The organism is Halarchaeum sp. CBA1220, from assembly GCF_003721175.2.
Lineage (GTDB): Archaea > Halobacteriota > Halobacteria > Halobacteriales > Halobacteriaceae > Halarchaeum > Halarchaeum grantii.
Window position 1 is genome coordinate 106,697 of record NZ_CP054708.1, and the last position, 16,609, is coordinate 123,305.

Here is a 16,609-nt window from a genome sequence, read left to right on the forward strand (position 1 = left end):
CGATGGACTGCTAACGCGAGACACACCCTCGTCGGTCGCGCGCCTACGGGACTGGCCGACGGTCTCGAGACGGCCGCTCGATCAGAGCTGTTCGACGGTGTTCTCGAGAGTGCCGACGTTCTCGATCTCGATGGCGATCCGGTCGCCCTCTTCGAGCGTGAAGTCGTCCGGCGGGATGATCGACGTCCCGGTGAGGAGTGCGGTGGACTCCGGGACGTGGTTGTAGCGTCGGAAGAACTCGGCGAGCTCGTCGACGGTGCGAACCATCTCGCTCGTCGACGTCGACTCCTCGAAGGCGACGTCGCCGTCGCGTTCGATCGTGAGCGTCATCTCGACGTCGTGGGGGTCACCGATGGTCTCCTCGGTGACGACGCAGGGACCGATGGCACAGCTCTTGTCGTAGATCTTGCTCTGCGGGAGGTAGAGGAGGTTTTCGCGCTCGATGTCGCGACTGCACATGTCGTTACCGACGGTGTAGCCGACGATGTCGCCGTCGTGGAGGACCGTCGTGAACTCCGGCTCGGGCACGTCCCAGTCGGAGTCACCGCGAATGCCCACGTTGTCTCCGGGGCCGACGGTCCGCGTCGGCGTCGCCTTGAAGTACACTTCGGGACGCTCGCCCTCGTACGCGCCGATGTACGCTTCCTCGAGTCCGCCCTCGCCCTCGCGGGACTCCTGGCTGATGGCGTAGGTCACGCCGGCGCCCCAGACCTCGTCGGGGTCGATGGGGCGGATGAGGTGTTCGCGGACGTCCGCGAGGTCGACCGTGGGGGCCTCGTCGGTGAGCGGGCGCGCGACGTCGTCGACGGTCGTGTCCGTCAGCGACGCGGCGGCCGCGAGGTCCATGAAGGAGTCGGGGGACTTCTCGGTCGCGGTCAGGTCGTAGGCGGTTTCGCCCTCCTGTGCGATGAGCGAGACGGTGTCATCCCGCTTCGTACGGTAATATCGCATGTCCCTACGTCCACCACCGACTGCTAAATATCTTTGTGTATCGGACCTTCACACCAGAGTCCGCCAATGCCGGACGAATTTGGCCACGGAAATGACGCAAATAACTCTGTAAAGCACGACCGGGACGGCCGATAACCGGCATAATCAACCGGGAGATTGGTCCGACGATGGCGGAAATGGTTCGTGTTACCACACTTCTGTCGGTGGGGCGCATCCGCGACGAATCAACGCGCCGACGACGTGCCGTTCACGCCGCCCGGCACGGGACCGGCGGCGCGATCCGCCGCGCCGCGCGCCGCCATGCGACGCCGATGCGCTTCGTGGACGCTGAGAGCGAGTCCCACGCGAGCGCGTGTGGACACGAACGTGCGCCGTCGGTGTTCGCCGACCGGTTACGCGGTTCACGTGCCCCGCTCCACGGGCACGCGTCTGCTCGCGCTCGCGGTCGTTGCTCGGCGGACGAGCCACGCGTACGCTGCTCGTGGTCGCTGCTCGGCGGATGCGCGCGACGCACGACAGCGAAAAGCGAGACGCACAGCGCCGCCGCTCACTGAGTCGCGAGCGGCGAGAAAACGGCAGTAGGGGCCGAACGGAACGGTCGGCCCGGCAGGGGACGAATGCCGACGGTGGTGGGGGTCGGGGGGTTAGCGCTTGTCCTGTGCGCGGTCTTCCCAGCCGGACTCCCAGAGGTCGATGGTGTGGACGCGGTCCTCCTCGTAGATGTGCTCGGAGACGACGTCGTGGTCGAGCTCGATGCCGTAGCCGGGGCCGTCGGGGATCTGCATGTAGCCGTCCTCGACGACGAGCGGCTTGTTCATGAGGTTGTTGACCCACTCGACGTCGAACGTCTGGAACATCTCCTGAATGCGGAAGTTCGGGATGGACGTGCAGAAGTGCCCGTAGATGGCGCCCGCGACCGGGCCCTGCGGGTTGTGCGGCGCGACGTCCACGTGGTCGGCCTCCGCGAGGCCGGCGATCTTCTTGCCCTCGGTGATGCCACCCGTGTTCATCAGGTCGGGCTGGAAGACGTCGACGTCCGTCCGAGTGACCAGCTCGTAGAAGTCGTGCTTGGTCATGTGCCGCTCACCGGTCGCGACCGGGATGGGCGACTTGCGCGATACCTCCGCGAGGCTGTTGATGGAGTCCGGGGGGCACGGCTCTTCGAACCACGTGGGCTCGAACTCGGCCATCTCGCGGGCGATTTCGACGGCCTGCCCGGCGGAGAAGCGGCCGTGGCACTCGATCATGAGGTCGACGTCCGGCCCGACGGCGTCGCGGACGGCGCCGACGATGTCGACGGCCTTGTTCTGCTCCTTGCGCGACATGGACTGCCACGCGGTGCCGAAGGGGTCGAACTTCATCGCGTCGTAGCCGTGGTCGACGACCTCCTCTGCGGCTTCGGCGAACCCTTCGGGGGTGCCGCCCGTGTTCTGGTACCAACCGTTCGCGTACGTGCGGAGCTCCGTCCCGTGGACGGGGCCGCCGAGGAGCTCGTAGACGGGCTTGTCGAGGAGCTTCCCCTTGATGTCCCAGCACGCCATGTCGATGGCGGAGACGACGGTGGTGTTGATGACGTTCTTGGAGAACCACTCGTTGCGGTACATCTCCAGCCACATCTGCTCGGTGTCGAACGGGTCCTTCCCGATGAAGAAGTTCGACATCTCGTCGATGGCGGCCGCGACCGTGCGCGGCTTGTCGTGCGTCGTGGCCTCCGCGAGACCCGTGACGCCAGCGTCCGTCTCGAGCTCGACGAACACCCACGGCTTCCACGGGTTCGCGACCAGATATGTTTCTACGCCGGTGATTTCTACGTCCGACATTGCACTCGGTACGACAGGGACCGGGCTATTAAATATATCTATCTGGAATTCGACTATTTATTCCGCCAGTGGCGGAAGCACTATACGTCACACTTGCCAAGGAACACAGTATGCCCACACAGGACGCGCCCATCGGGTCGGTGCAGACGACCATCGACATCGTGGAAGCGCTCCGGGATCTCGACGGTGCCGGCGTTTCCGAGCTCGCGACCCACCTCGACCTCCCCACGAGCACGGTCTTCGATCACCTGCGGACGCTCGAGCAGAACGAGTTCGTGACGAGCGACGACGACGGCTACCGCGTCGGCTCGCGCTTCCTCGAAATCGGTGGCTTCGCCCGCAAGCAGGACCCGCTCTACCAGGTCGCCGAACCCGAGATCCAGAAGATCGCCCACCAGACCGGCGAGCACGCGAACCTCGTCGTCGAGGACTTCGGGAAGGCGGTCTTCTACGCGAAGGCGGAGGGTGAGGACGCCTTCCAACTCGACACCCACGTCGGAAAGCGCGTCCACCTCTCGACGACCTCCGCAGGGAAGGCGATCCTCGCGGAGTTCGACGACGAGACGATCCACGACGTCCTCGACGAGCACGGCCTCCCGGCGGTCACCGAGCACACCGTCACGGACCGCGACGTGCTCTTCGAGGAGATCGAGGAGTGTCGCGAGCGCGGGTTCGCGGTCGACGACGAGGAGCGCATCCCGGGCGTGCGCTGCGTCGGCGCGGCGATCACTGGCGACGACGGCGTCCTCGGTGCGGTCAGCGTCTCCGGACCGAAGAGCGGGATGCAGGACGACCGCTTCCTTGAGGACATCCCGGACCTCGTCCTCCGGACGGCGAACGTCATCGAGGTCAACATGAAGTACCAGTAGGCTCGGCGTCCGGGTGACGCGTCACACCCGTTGAACCGAACTATTTATAATGTCTGACCATAGAATCTTGGAACTGTATGGCAAACGCTCGCGTTACCGTTCATCCAGAGGCGCGCATCGACCGCATCGAACCCGAAGTGCACGGGCACTTCTCCGAACACCTCGGTCGCTGCGTCTACGACGGCCTCTACACGGACGACACGGCCGGCGAGGACGGCTTCCGCACGGACGTCCTCGAACTGCTCTCCGACCTCGACATCCCCGTCCTCCGGTGGCCCGGCGGCTGCTTCGCCGACGACTACCACTGGGAGGACGGCGTCGGCCCACAGGAGGACCGCCCGCGACGGCGGAACCTCTTCTGGGCGCAGGGCCGCGACGACGTCCCCGAGGAGTCCAACGCATTCGGCACCGACGAGTTCCTCCAGTTCTGTGAGCGCGTCGGAACCGAGCCCTACCTCGCCGCGAACGTCGGCTCCGGCGACCCGCAGGAGGCCGCCGACTGGATGGAGTACTGCGGCTACGACGGCGACACCGAACTCGCCGACCGGCGTCGCGAGAACGGGCACGAGGAGCCCTACGAGGTGCCCTACTGGGGCGTCGGCAACGAGAACTGGGGCTGTGGCGGTCAGATGAGCCCCGAGCAGTACGCCCGCGAGTATCGCCGCTTCGCGACCTACATGGGGTCGATGGACAACCTCATGCTCGACTACGACGTCGACCTCATCGCCTGTGGCTTCGAGGGCCACGAGTGGAACCGCCGCTTCCTCGAGGAGGTCGCGAGCGGCCGGTGGGGCGTCGACTTCCCGCTCGACCACATCACGCTCCACCACTACTACGGGCGCGCGATGACCGTCTCCGAGTCCGACGAGGACGACTACGACGAACTCCTCGTCGAGGCCCTCGAGATGGAGGAGCACATCGAGCGCATCGCGTCCGCCGTCGACGCAGTCGCGTCGACGCGCGACATCGGCGTCATCATCGACGAGTGGGGGACGTGGCACCCCGAGGCCGTCCCGGAGAACGGTCTCGAACAGCCCGGTACCGTCCTCGACGCGCTCTCTGCCGCCGCCGTCCTCGACGTCTTCAACCACAACGCGGACGTGATGACGATGAGCAACATCGCGCAGACCGTCAACGTCCTCCAGTGTCTCGTGGAGACGGACGGCGACGACGCGTGGGCCCGCCCCACGTACCGCGTCTTCGACCTCTACGCGCCCCACAAGGCCAACGAGGCCGTCACGACCACCGTCGACGCGCCGACGCGCGAGGTCGAGCGCAAGGACGACGACCTGCCGCTCGTCGGCGCCTCCGCCTCCGTGAGCGAGGACGGCGAGACGTACGTCACCGTCACGAACCTCGACTGCCGCGAGGGCCACTCGGTCGAGGTCGAAGTCGACGGCGGCGTCACCGCCGACGACGTCGCGGACGCACAGGTCCTCTTCGAGGGCCAGGACGCCGGCCTCCACGTCGACGCCGACAACGCCGACGAGTTCGTCGCCGAGGAACTCGACGTCGACGTCGACGACGGCGTTCTCACCGTCGACCTCGACGCGTCCACCGTCGCCGCCATCACGCTCGAGTAAGCCGACACCCACTCGTCTCGTAGCTCCGGAGCGCCCCTGCTCGGGCGCTCCACGTCGGTTTCGCCGGACCCGTTCTCGCCTCATGGAAGCGCTTAACAGCGTGTGCTGTCTTGCCAAACCATGGCCACCATCGTCTTCCTCGGTGCCGGTAGCGTCACGTTCGCCAGAAACCTCCTCGGTGACGTCCTCTCCTATCCCGCGCTCGCCGACAGCGACGTCGTCCTGATGGACGTCGACGCGGACGCCCTCGAGCGAACCGCGTCGGTCGCGCGAGCGATGGTTGACGCGGGCGACTACGACGCCACCGTCGAGGCAACGACGGACCGCCGCGAGGCGCTCGACGGGGCGGACTACGTCCTCTGTACCATCGGCGTCGGCGGCACCGACCCCTTCGAGAACGAGGTCGAAATCCCGCGCGAGTATGGCGTCGAGCAGGCCGTCGGCGACACGCTCGGCCCCGGCGGGGTGTTTCGAGCGATGCGCACCCTCCCGACGCTCCTCGACGTCGCGCGCGACATGGAGGCGGTCTGCCCGGACGCCCTCCTCCTCAACTACACGAACCCGATGGCGATACTCTGCTGGGCGCTCGACGAAGCGACCGACGTCGAGGTCGTCGGTCTCTGTCACAGCGTCCAGCACACCGCCGAGGCCATCGCGCACTACGCGGACGTCGACGCCGACGACCTCGAGCACTGGGTCGCCGGCATCAATCACATGGCGTGGTTCTTCGACGCCGAGGTCGACGGCGAGAGCATCTATCCCGCGCTCCACGAGGCGGCCGCCGACGACGAGCACTACACCGCCGACCCGGTCCGCTTCGAGCTGCTCGAGCACTTCGGTTACTTCGTCACCGAGTCCAGCCACCACCTCAGCGAGTACCTCCCCTACTTCCGCACGGACGCGGCCGTCGTCGAGGAGCTCACGCCGCCGGACGCGTACGAGGAGGGTCCCGGCGGCATCACGGCCTCGTGGATGCCGACGGGCGCGTACCTCGAGTTCTATCGCGGGATGAAGGAGTGGCAGGCCGAGCGCGACGTCGAGGACGTCGACCTCTCGGTGTCGCGCTCGAACGAGTACGCCGCCCGAATCATCCACGCCATCGAGACGGACACGCCGCGTCGCGTGAACGCGAACGTCCGCAACCACGGGGGCTCCATCACGAACCTCCCCGACGACGCCTGCGTCGAGGTGCCGTGTCTCGTCGACGGGACGGGCGTCCATCCCTGCTCGGTCGGCGACCTCCCGACACAGCTCGCGTCGCTGATTCGCACGAACGTCGCGGTACAGGAGCAGGCCGTCGAAGCGGGCTTGGAGCGCGACGAGGACGCGCTTCGGCGCGCGATCAAACTCGACCCGCTCGCGGGCGCCGCCTGCACGCTCGACGAACTCGACGCGATGGTCGACGACCTCCTCGCGGCGAACGCCGACTACCTCCCCGAGTTCGCCTAGTCGGTCGGGAGCCAGACGCGCATCCGACCCTCCTCGCGGTTGTCCCAGCCGTAGTAGGGAATCGCGGTCAGCGTCGCCGCCGATTCGTCGTCCGCGAGGTCGTCGTACTCCCGATAGAGCGCCCCCTCCCAGCCCTCGGTGCTGACGGCGCGCGCGTCGCCCTCGATGGTGACGACGCCGTCGAGGAGGTCGGTCTCCTCGCGGGTCTCGACGGCCGACCCGGGGTCGACGCGGAGGTGCGAGGGCGCGACGCCGTCGAGGTCGGTCTCCTCGACGCAGTAGACGAGCGGGCCGCGCTGGAACGCCACGCGGTCGGCGTCGTCGGGGACGTCCGGATGCGCGGCGAGGCGCCGGACCGGGAGGTCGAAGTCGAGCGTCACCGAGTCGCCGTCCGTCCACGCGCGCTCGACGACGACGAAGCCGTCCTCGGCGTCGGCCTCGACGCGCTCGCCGTTCACGGACGCCGTGACGTCCGCACACCACTCGGGCACGCGGAGGTGGAGCGCCGTCTCGACGGGCGTCTCGGTCTCGATACCGACGGTGGTCGAGTCGCCCCACGGGTAGTCGGTCTCCTGCGTGAGCGTCACGTCCGCGCCGTCGACGCTGAGGTCGGCGTCGCCGCCGACGTAGAGGGTGACGTAGACGTCGTCGTCGGGGCCCTGCGCGTAGACGTACTCCCCGAGGGAGGCGAAGAGGCGCGCGACGTTCGGCGGACAGCACGCGCACTGGAACCAGCCCGCGCGGTGGTGGTGGCCGAGGCTCTCGAGGGGGTTCTCGTAGAAGAACGACGTCCCGTCGAGCGAGACGCCGGCGAGCACGCCGTTGTAGAGCGCGCGCTCGAGGACGTCGTAGAAGCGCGTCTCGCCCGTGAGCTGGAACATCCGGTGGTTCCAGAAGACGCTCCCGATGGCCGCGCAGGTCTCCGCGTACGCGGTGCGGTTGCGCAGGTCGTAGTCGACGGTGAAGCCCTCGTGAGCGGACTCGGAGCCGATGCCGCCCGTGACGTACATCCGCTTCGTCGTCATGTTCGTCCAGAGCGTCTCGAGGGTGCGATAGAGGTCGTCCTCGCCGGTCTCCGCGACGAGGTCGGCGACGCCACTATATAGGTACATCGCGCGCACGGCGTGGCCGTCGACGGTCTCCTGTTCGCGGACGGGTTCGTGGGCTTGGGCGTAGGAGCCGTCCCACTCGCCGTCGTCGAGGAAGATGTCGGGCGGGACGTCGCCGCCGGTCTCCTCGGGGTGTGCGGTCTCCCACTCGAGGCGGGAGTCCTCGCGGCCGCGTCGGTCGACGAAGTACTGCGCGAGGTCGAGGTAGCGCTCCTCGTCGGTGACGCGGTAGAGCTTCACGAGCGCGAGCTCGATGCCCTCGTGGCCGGGGACGCCGTCGAGGTCGTCCGGGCCGGTGCCGAAGACGCCGTCGATGTGGTCGGCGAAGTCGGTCGCGACGGCGAGGAGCGACTCCTCGCCGGTCGCCCGATAGTGCGCGACGGCCGCCTCGAAGAGGTGGCCCGCGCAGTAGAGCTCGTGCATCATGTGGAGATTCGTCCACCGCTTCTCCGGTTCCTCGAGCGTGAAGTACGTGTTGAGGTAGCCGTCTTCCTCCTGGGCCGCCGCCACCAGCTCGATGACCTCCTCGACTCGCTCCGCCAGCTCGGGGTCGTCGCGGGTGGCCAGCACGTAGCTCGCCGCCTCCAGCCACTTGTACGTGTCCGAGTCCTCGAACCACATCCCCTGGAAGCCGCCGGTCTTCCCGTCGCGGACGCGGCGGAAGTTCTCGAGGCTGCGCTCCCCGAGGCGGTCGTACTGGTGTTCGAGCGTCACCTCGCGGTTCGTCTCGAGGCGGTCGTTCCAGAACCCGTCGTCGATCGAGACGTCGGTGAGCGGTACCGGGTCGAGTCGCTCGTTAGTGGGTCGTCGAGTCACAGTACTGTCTCCGCACAGACGGTATTAATTGTGATGGATCGACCGCCGATTGATCGGATATCCGGTTCGGTGGTCGGATTTGCAGACTCGGTGTTTCACAGAACGGAACAGGACGTCGTGAGTGGCTGATTCTCCGCTACGCTTCCTCGAACTCCCGGAGCGGGTCCCAGTCGAAGTAGAGCGCGGCGGCGAGCGCGAGGATGAACACCACTTGGATGGCGAGCGTGACTATCGTGATGACGTATCCACCGGTCCCCGGCCGCTGGAACGGGAGGAGAAACAGGGTGAGGAGCGCGAGGAACGAGACGATGACGAGGAGAAACCGGAAGACCGTCTTGCTCAGTTGCATTGTGCATCGGTAGCACGGACGCGGTGAAATACGTACCGATACGTGGAATCCGACCCGCCATCGAGGCGCCTCGACCGCCGCGTCGTCCCGCCTCCTCGCGGACGTCGAAATACGATATACTCGGCGGTATAGGCCGTATCGACCCGGAGAACGTGCGTTCGGTCCCCGGGCCGGAATACTTTGCTAACATTTATTATGGATGAATCGACATGACCGTGTGTGACATCGAGCAACCACTCGAGTGACGATAGCAGTCGGGCTAGTAGCGGTATCGACCGTCGCGAGCTCATGCGTCGCGCCGGGATGGCCGGCGCCGGTGCGGGGATGGTGTCGATTGCGGGGTGCGGTGGACAGAACGACGACGGGACCACGACGCAGGGGACCACGGGGTCGAGCGACGGGTCCGGTGGCTCCGGCGTCGCGGACGACTCCTTCGCGAACTACGTCACTGCCAACCCGACGAACTGGCAGTTCAACCACTTCAACTTCACCCAGCCGTTCAGCCACCCGATGCAGACGGACATGCTGCAGCGGTGGGTCATCTCGACGAACGAGTTCTCCGATTACGCCGTCTCCATCGACGAGTTCGACAGCCAGAACGAGCGCGCCGTCCTCTCCGTCCGCGACGGACTCACGTGGCACAACGGCGATCCCGGCGACCCGGTCACCGGCGAGGACCTGATGGCGTGGTTCGTCTGTCACGCCGCCGTCAACTCGACGGTCGCCGGGCTGTACAACGCGAGCGACATCGAGGTCACCGGCGAACGGCAGATCGAACTCCCGCTCGACGGCTCGGTCAACGAGAGCATCTTCCGCCAGTCGCTGAACAACTTCTGGCTCAACGTCCCCTATCACCGCTACGGCGAGTACGTCGAACGGTTCATGGACGCGACGAGCGACGAGGAGCGCAACAGCGTCCGTACCGACCTCCGAAGCGCCTCGTTCGAGGAGCCGTTCGGGAACGGCCCCTTCAAGTTCGTCTCCCGCTCCTCGAACCGGCTCCGGATGGAGCTCTACGAGCACCACCCGGACGCGGACCAGATCAACTTCGACTACTGGGACGTCATCCGCGCCTCGACGGACACCGCGAGCGTCGTCCTCGGGATGGCTCCCGAGGGGGACATCGACATGGTGCGTAACTTCACGCCGCCACAGTCCGTCCTCAATCAGGCCAAACAGAACGACGGCCTCCTGACGAACCAGCTCCCCGCGCTCTGGGGGCAGGCCCTCCCGTTCAACTGCGGGCACGAGGACTTCGGGAACATCCGCGTCCGCCAGGCCATCGCCGAGCTCATCGACCGCGACCTCGTCTCGCGCAACTACGGCGAGTTCGGCGTCCCCGTGCAGGCGCCGAGCGGCCTCGTCGGCAACATCAACGGGCAGAACGAGCAGACCGACCGCTGGACGCGCTGGGTCACGGACGAGGGCGAGGAACAGCTCCACCGGTACCAGAACCCCGAGCGCGGCCGACGCCTCCTCCGCGAGGAGGGCTACACGAAGCAGGGCGGCAAGTGGATGCGCCCCGACGGGACGCAGCTCTCGATGCCGATCAAGGTCCCGGCGGGCTACACCGACTGGCATCCGATCTACCAGACGATCTCCAGCCTGCTCACTGACGAGGGCATCGACTCCGAGGTGAAGATGATCGACGCGACGTCCTACTACCCCAACCACTACCTCGAGGGGAACTACGTCGCCGCGTCGACCGGGTGGACGCTCGGTCGCGACAACCCGTGGTACACCTTCGGCCAGTGGTTCCGCCCGCTCGCGGACAAGGTGTACAAGATGAACTTCAAGCCGACGGAGGTGAAGGTCCCGCCCATCGGCGAACCGGACGGCGAACTGCAGAGCGTCGACGTCCTCCAGCTCTTCCAGAACGTTCGCAACGCCTCCGAGGAGAACCTCCAAGAGGCGATCACGGAGTTCGCGTGGGTCGCCAACCAGTTCATCCCGATGCTCCCCATCCTCGAAATCAACGACACCGCGTGGATGACCAGCGACGACTGGAACTGGGAGCCCGCCAAGGACGACGCCGCGTGGCAGTCGAAGTGGCCGCAGTGGTGGTTCCCGCGCATGGGCCTCATGAACGCGAAGTCGAACTGAACGCGGAGCCGAGCTGAACGCCGACACGCCGACCGCGACGTCTCTCCCTTCTTACCGTTTCACGTGCGCCGTCGGGGCGTCGTCGGCCCCCCATCGCCGCGCCGTCTTGCATTAAAAACCACAATCTATATGACACTACAATAATGATGTTAGACAGTAATCCATGCGATACATAGTCAGGCGAGTCGGCCAATCGATTCTCACGGTGTTATCCGTGGTCGTACTCACCTTCCTCCTCGTTCGGGCGATGCCCGGTGGCCCGGTCGATTACCTCCGCGCGCAACTCATGCAGTCCCGCACGGGGAACCAGATCAGCATGAGTGAGCTCCAGTCGCTCGCGGCGGAGTACATGAACATTCACCCGGGCGAGCCGATCTGGATGCAGTTGTGGTACTACATCTCGAGTCTCGCACAGGGCGACCTCGGGCGGTCGATCTGGTACGGTGAACCGGTCGTGGACATCATCATCAAGTCCGCACCGTGGACGCTCTTCTTGCTCACGACCTCCATCATCCTCACGTTCGCCATCGGCATCGTCCTCGGCGCCGTGATGGCGTACAAGGAGGGGTCGTGGTTCGACAACGGCTCGACGGTGGTCTCGATGTTCCTCAACTCGGTGCCGTACTTCATCGCCGCGCTCCTGTTCGTCTACGTCGTCTCGATTCAGCTCTCCCTCCTCCCGGCCTCGGGCAACGTCGCGTCCGGCCTGGACGCTTCGTTCTCGGTGGCGTACGTCGGGAGCATCATCGAGCACTCGATCCTCCCCATCCTCTCGCTCGTCATCACCGGGTTCGGAGGCATCTCGCTCGGGATGCGCGGCAACGCCATCAAGGAGATCGGTGAGGAGTACATTCGCGTCGCCCACCTTCGCGGCGTCTCCGGGCGTCGGATCGCGACCCGCTACGTCGGCCGCAACGCCGTGCTCCCGCTGTACACGCAGTTCATGATCTCCATCGGGTTCATGTTCGGCGGCTCCGTCATCCTCGAACAGATCTTCGCGTACCCGGGACTCGGCTACTACCTGCTGACGGCGATCAACGCGCGGGACTACCCGCTCATGATGGGTATCTTCATCACCATCACGGTCGCCGTCGTCATCTGTATCCTGTTCGCCGACCTGACCTACAGCAAAGTCGACCCCCGCGTCTCCTCGGGGTCGGGTGAGTCGTACTAACGAGCGCATCCATGTCAGAAGCCAACGATACGTTCACGGGCGGTTCGAGTACCGAGCTAGAGAGCGCACGGTCCCAATCGGACCTCTATCGGGAGCGACTGGACCGCTACGTCCTGACGCCGTTCCGCGTCGTCTGGAGCGACTGGCGGACGCGACTCGGGACGCTCATCATCCTGTTCTACGTCTTCGTCGGCACCGTCGGCGTCCGACTCGTCGACCCGCCCGAGGTCGGCGGCCCGCGACTCGCGGGCATCTTCGAGGCGCCGGGCTACCCGCTGGGAACGAACAACCTCGGCGAGGGCCTGATGGCCAGTCTCGTTCACGCGACGCCGCCGATGCTGAAGATGATCCTCGCGGGTGCGGTCTTCGCGACCGTCATCGCCGTCGTCCTCGGCACCGTCTCCGGATACAAGGGCGGGACGGTCGACGCCGTCATCTCGACCATCGTCGACATCGCGATGACGATTCCCGGCCTCCCGCTCATCATCCTCATCGTCGTCACGTTCGAGCCGAGCAGCCCGTACCTGATCGGTATCGTCCTCTCGATCAACGGCTGGGCGGGTCTCGCGCGGAACATCCGCTCGCAGGTGCTCGAACTCCGCGACAACTCCTACGTCGAGGCGTCGCGGATCATGGGGCGTTCGCTCAGCGGCATCATCTTCGACGACATCCTGCCGAACATCATGCCGTTCGTCCTGATTAGCTTCGTGAACACCGCACGCGCCGTCATCTTCGGCTCCGTCGGCCTCTACTACCTCGGTATCCTCCCGGTCTCGTTCAACAACTGGGGGATCATGCTGAACCGAGCGTACTCGACGGGCGGTGCGATTTACTCGTGGGACTCGGTCTACTGGGTCGTCCTCCCGATGGCGACCATCGTCATGCTGTCGTTCGGCCTCGTGCTGTTCTCGCAGGGGACCGAGCGGCTCTTCAACCCACGCATCAGAGCGCGTCACGCCGAGACTATCGACGACACCACACCGATGGAGAAGTAACTCATGCACGCTGAAGCCACACACAAGTTCGACGTCACCGATCCGATCTTCGAAGTCCGGAACGCCTCGGTCACGTTCGACATGGAGCGCGGGGAGTCCAAGGTGATGGACTCGGTCGACATGGACATCGACCGGAGCGAGATACTCGGCGTCGTCGGCGAGTCCGGGAGCGGGAAGTCGATGTTCGCGTCCGCGCTCCTCGACGCCGTCCCCGAACCCGGCGTTCTCTCCGGGGAGATCATGTTCCACCCCGAGGAGGGCGAGCCCATCGACCTCCTCGACCAGTCGGAGTCCGAGATCAAGGAGATCCGCTGGGAGCAGATCGCGATGGTCTTCCAGGGCGCGATGAGCTCGTTCAACCCGACGATGACCATCGGCGACCACTTCGAGGAGACGCTGAAGACGCACGGCCGCGACGTCGATGCGGGCATGGAGCACGCGGACGACCTCCTCTCACAGCTCTACCTCGAGCCCGAGCAGGTCTTCGAGTCCTACCCGCACGAACTCTCCGGCGGGATGAAGCAGCGCGCCCTCCTCGCGTTGAGCCTGCTCCTCGAACCCGAGGTGCTCGTGATGGACGAGCCGACGGCTGCGCTCGACCTCCTGATGCAGCGCTCCATCATCGAGCTCATCCGGAAGATCGGCCGCGAGCGCGACCTCACCATCGTCTTCATCACGCACGACCTCCCGCTCGTCGCCAACCTCGCCGACCGGATCGGCGTCCTCTACGCCTTCGAGTTCATCGAGGTCGGCCCCGCCTACGACGTCCTCACGGACTCGAAGCACCCGTACACGCGCGCGCTCCTCAACTCGACGCCGAATCTGGACACGCCGCGCGAGGAGATGCGGCCGATCGAGGGCAAGAGCCCGGACCCGGTGAACGTGCCCGTGGGCTGCACGTATCACCCGCGCTGTCCGATCTCCGACGAGAACTGCGTGCAAAACGACCCGCCGTTCCAGTCCGCCGGCGGCGACGCCGACCACCAATCCAAATGCCACTACATCGACCGGACTCACGAGGAGATTCCGCTGAACCTGCAGGAGGTAGAGTACAATGACTGAGGGCGAGCACGTCGTCTCGCTCGACGACGTCCACGTCCACTTCGAGTCCGAGTCCGGCATCTTCTCGCGCGACACGGACGTCGTGAAGGCGGTCGACGGCGTCAGCCTCGACATCGAGGAGAACGACGTCGTCGCGCTCGTCGGCGAATCCGGCTGCGGGAAGACGACGCTCGGGAAGACGGCAATCGGGACCCAACGCCCGACCGAGGGCTCGATAGCGTATCGCGGACAGGACGTCTGGGAGGCCCGCGACAAGGACGGCGACGTCGAGATCCCCTTCGAGCGCATCCGCCGCGCGCTCCAGATCATCCATCAGGACCCCGGCGCGTCGCTCAACCCGAACAAGACGGTGTTGCACTCGCTCATGGTGCCGCTGAAGCTCACGAAGCCCGACATGGACGCCTTCGACCGGCGCGAGCGCGTCCACGAGATGCTCTCACGCGTCGGGATGGAGCCCCCGGAGGACTACGCGAACCGCTATCCGCACCAGCTCTCGGGCGGCGAGCGCCAGCGCGTCGCGCTCATCCGCGCGCTGTTGATGAACCCGGACCTCATCCTCGCGGACGAGGCCGTGAGCGCGCTCGACGTGAGCCTCCGCATCGACATGATGGACCTGATGCTCGAACTGCAGGACCAGTTCGACACCTCCTACCTCTTCGTCAGCCACAACCTCTCGAACGCGAGCTACGTGACGGGGAAGGCGGACGGCCGCATCGGCGTGATGTACCTCGGCGAACTCGTCGAGATCGGCCCGATAGACGAGGTCATCGAGAACCCCCAGCACCCGTACACGAAGGTGTTGATGTGGGCGGCGCCGAACCTGAACCCGGACGCCGAGGAGGAGCCGGAGTCGCCGCTCCGCAAGATCGACATCCCGGACCCGCGCAACCCGCCGGAGGGCTGTCGCTTCCACACGCGCTGTCCGGAGGCGCGTGAGGTCTGCAAGGAAGAGCCACCGGGGACGGACGTCGACGACGCCGGGAAGCACCGCGTCGCCTGCTACCGGGCGCTCGACGACCACGAGTACTGGGAGAGTCCCGAACTGGTCGACTGAGAACTACTCTTCTCGCTTTAGTCCGCGCCGTGTTTCGGGGCGTAGCCGCAGTTCTGGCAGACGAGGAGTCCGTTCCGTCGCGTCACGTCGGTCGCACATCGCGTACACGTGTACTGCACACACGCCAGCTAGTTCGACGACCACATAATTGTTTATACGACGGTTGTCGAACCACTAGGGGTCGAGCGGGTCGTGGAAGGCGACGCGCGCGTCGTAGCCGACCGCCTCGTAGGTCGTCGTCGGCCACTCGCCCGTCGCCGTCGCCACCTCCACCCCCGCGTCGGTGACGAGCGCGGTGTCCTCGCACTTCGCGCCCTGTACCGTCGGGTTCCACGCGTACGGCATCGGGCGCTCGACCGGCGTCTCGCTGCCCGGGGTGGCGGTCCACTCGCGAGTCGCGCTCGCGATGGCGCCGCCCTGATGGTGCGCGCGCCACTCCCCCTCGTACCCGAGCGCGTCGTAGGCGTCGGCGATAGCGTCGAAGACGTCGCCGGCCGTTGCGGCCTCGCGGGTCGCGGCGAGCGCGGTCGCCGCGACGCGACAGGCGGCGTCGTGGCGCTCGCGGAGCCACGCGGGCGCGTCGAACGCCACCGTCCGCGTCACCGCGACGTCGTGGCCGGCGCGCTCCGAGACGACAGTCAGATGGCCGAAATCACCGAGCTCGGCGTCCGTCGGCGTGAAGTGGCGGTGGCGCTGTGAGCGCTCGTCGCCGCCGACGAGGACGACGGGCGCGCGGAAGCCGCGCCGGCGGAGCGCCCGCGCGAGGTCGGCGGCCGCCTCGCGCTCCGTCGTCCCCGGCGTCACGTCGCGCGCGACGGCTTCGACGGCCGCCGCGGTCTCCTCGCACGCCGCCCGGTAGCGCTCGCGCTCCGCCGCCGGCATCGGCGCGCGAAGCGGCGTCGCGTCCACGACGTCGAGGCCCGCGACGGGGACGTCGGCGGCGGCGTCGCCACGGTGGTGGGCGGCGACCGCCTCGCGAAGCGAATGCGACTCCCAGCCGTACTCGGTGGTCTCGGGTGCGATACCGTGTTCGTCGAGCCCGGGGAGCTCCTCCTCGCGGATGCGCGCGCGCTCGTTGTTCGGCGCGAGGACGCGCACGCCGTCATCGCCGACGCCGAGCGCGGCGACGCCGACGTCGCTCGTCGCGTCCACGATGGGATTCCCGCCGCTCAGCCACCCGTAGTTCGTCGGTGTGAGGAACCACAGTTCGTCGAGGCCGCGCCGCTCGCGGAGCGCGTCGATTCTGTCGAGCTTCGTCGCCGTGGCGTACGCCAT

At 66.5% G+C, this 16,609-nt stretch carries 13 protein-coding genes; 8 read left to right on the plus strand and 5 right to left on the minus strand.

What is annotated here, in order from left to right:
* Window positions 1-81: 81 nt before the first annotated feature.
* Window positions 82-951: a fumarylacetoacetate hydrolase family protein gene (locus tag EFA46_RS11065; RefSeq protein WP_123078398.1), complete on the minus strand. Its 870-nt coding sequence runs from the start codon at window positions 949-951 to the stop codon at window positions 82-84.
* A gap of 644 nt (window positions 952-1,595) precedes the next feature.
* Complete coding sequence (locus EFA46_RS11070) at window positions 1,596-2,771, minus strand: mandelate racemase/muconate lactonizing enzyme family protein (protein ID WP_123078400.1); 1,176 nt, start codon at window positions 2,769-2,771, stop codon at window positions 1,596-1,598.
* A gap of 110 nt (window positions 2,772-2,881) precedes the next feature.
* On the opposite strand from EFA46_RS11070, the gene EFA46_RS11075 reads away from it, so the two are divergent.
* The 3 genes from EFA46_RS11075 to melA all read left to right on the plus strand — a co-directional run bounded on the left by EFA46_RS11075 (window position 2,882) and on the right by melA (window position 6,672).
* On the plus strand, window positions 2,882-3,640 hold the full coding sequence (locus EFA46_RS11075; protein ID WP_123077424.1) for an IclR family transcriptional regulator: 759 nt from the start codon (window positions 2,882-2,884) through the stop codon (window positions 3,638-3,640).
* A gap of 77 nt (window positions 3,641-3,717) precedes the next feature.
* A complete protein-coding gene (locus EFA46_RS11080) occupies window positions 3,718-5,223 on the plus strand; it encodes an alpha-N-arabinofuranosidase (protein ID WP_123077426.1) in 1,506 nt (501 codons plus the stop codon).
* A gap of 120 nt (window positions 5,224-5,343) precedes the next feature.
* Complete coding sequence (melA, locus tag EFA46_RS11085) at window positions 5,344-6,672, plus strand: alpha-galactosidase (RefSeq protein ID WP_123077428.1); 1,329 nt, start codon at window positions 5,344-5,346, stop codon at window positions 6,670-6,672.
* Here melA and EFA46_RS11090 read toward each other — a convergent pair.
* Window positions 6,669-8,597 carry a glycoside hydrolase family 127 protein gene (locus EFA46_RS11090; RefSeq protein ID WP_123077430.1) on the minus strand — a complete coding sequence of 643 codons (1,929 nt, stop codon included), beginning with the start codon at window positions 8,595-8,597 and terminating at the stop codon, window positions 6,669-6,671. The two genes, melA and EFA46_RS11090, sit on opposite strands and share 4 nt — an antisense overlap.
* Window positions 8,598-8,733: 136 nt before the next feature.
* Entirely contained in the window at window positions 8,734-8,946 is a 213-nt protein-coding gene (locus EFA46_RS11095; protein WP_123077432.1) for a hypothetical protein, read from the minus strand.
* Window positions 8,947-9,165: 219 nt separating this feature from the next.
* Between EFA46_RS11095 and EFA46_RS11100 the strand changes: the two genes are divergently transcribed.
* From EFA46_RS11100 to EFA46_RS16405, 5 genes are all read left to right on the plus strand, one after another.
* Window positions 9,166-11,049, plus strand: a complete 1,884-nt coding sequence (locus EFA46_RS11100) for an ABC transporter substrate-binding protein (protein ID WP_255494116.1) — start codon at window positions 9,166-9,168, stop codon at window positions 11,047-11,049.
* Window positions 11,050-11,212: 163 nt separating this feature from the next.
* Window positions 11,213-12,223 (plus strand): ABC transporter permease, encoded by a 1,011-nt coding sequence (locus EFA46_RS11105; RefSeq protein ID WP_123077436.1) that lies wholly within the window; start codon window positions 11,213-11,215, stop codon window positions 12,221-12,223.
* A gap of 11 nt (window positions 12,224-12,234) precedes the next feature.
* The gene (locus EFA46_RS11110) at window positions 12,235-13,218 is read left to right on the plus strand and encodes an ABC transporter permease (RefSeq protein WP_123077438.1); all 984 of its coding nucleotides are present in this window, start codon (window positions 12,235-12,237) and stop codon (window positions 13,216-13,218) included.
* Between the two features lie 3 nt (window positions 13,219-13,221).
* On the plus strand, window positions 13,222-14,280 hold the full coding sequence (locus tag EFA46_RS16400; RefSeq protein ID WP_123077440.1) for an ABC transporter ATP-binding protein: 1,059 nt from the start codon (window positions 13,222-13,224) through the stop codon (window positions 14,278-14,280).
* On the plus strand, window positions 14,273-15,334 hold the full coding sequence (locus tag EFA46_RS16405) for an ABC transporter ATP-binding protein (protein ID WP_123077442.1): 1,062 nt from the start codon (window positions 14,273-14,275) through the stop codon (window positions 15,332-15,334). Before EFA46_RS16400 ends, EFA46_RS16405 begins: the two co-directional genes overlap by 8 nt.
* Window positions 15,335-15,508: 174 nt before the next feature.
* Here EFA46_RS16405 and EFA46_RS11125 read toward each other — a convergent pair whose 3' ends face one another.
* Window positions 15,509-16,609: a Xaa-Pro peptidase family protein gene (locus tag EFA46_RS11125; RefSeq protein WP_123077444.1), complete on the minus strand. Its 1,101-nt coding sequence runs from the start codon at window positions 16,607-16,609 to the stop codon at window positions 15,509-15,511.

Excerpts from the sequence above, each read along its gene's own strand:
- EFA46_RS11075 (WP_123077424.1), top strand. The coding sequence starts at position 2,882 with ATGCCCACACAGGACGCGCCCATCGGGTCGGTGCAGACGACCATCGAC.
- EFA46_RS11110 (WP_123077438.1), top strand. The coding sequence starts at position 12,235 with ATGTCAGAAGCCAACGATACGTTCACGGGCGGTTCGAGTACCGAGCTA.
- EFA46_RS11080 (WP_123077426.1), top strand. The coding sequence starts at position 3,718 with ATGGCAAACGCTCGCGTTACCGTTCATCCAGAGGCGCGCATCGACCGC.
- EFA46_RS11095 (WP_123077432.1), bottom strand. The coding sequence starts at position 8,946 with ATGCAACTGAGCAAGACGGTCTTCCGGTTTCTCCTCGTCATCGTCTCG.
- EFA46_RS16400 (WP_123077440.1), top strand. The coding sequence starts at position 13,222 with ATGCACGCTGAAGCCACACACAAGTTCGACGTCACCGATCCGATCTTC.
- melA (WP_123077428.1), top strand. The coding sequence starts at position 5,344 with ATGGCCACCATCGTCTTCCTCGGTGCCGGTAGCGTCACGTTCGCCAGA.
- EFA46_RS11065 (WP_123078398.1), bottom strand. The coding sequence starts at position 951 with ATGCGATATTACCGTACGAAGCGGGATGACACCGTCTCGCTCATCGCA.
- EFA46_RS11105 (WP_123077436.1), top strand. The coding sequence starts at position 11,213 with ATGCGATACATAGTCAGGCGAGTCGGCCAATCGATTCTCACGGTGTTA.
- EFA46_RS11125 (WP_123077444.1), bottom strand. The coding sequence starts at position 16,609 with ATGGCGTACGCCACGGCGACGAAGCTCGACAGAATCGACGCGCTCCGC.
- EFA46_RS11070 (WP_123078400.1), bottom strand. The coding sequence starts at position 2,771 with ATGTCGGACGTAGAAATCACCGGCGTAGAAACATATCTGGTCGCGAAC.
- EFA46_RS16405 (WP_123077442.1), top strand. The coding sequence starts at position 14,273 with ATGACTGAGGGCGAGCACGTCGTCTCGCTCGACGACGTCCACGTCCAC.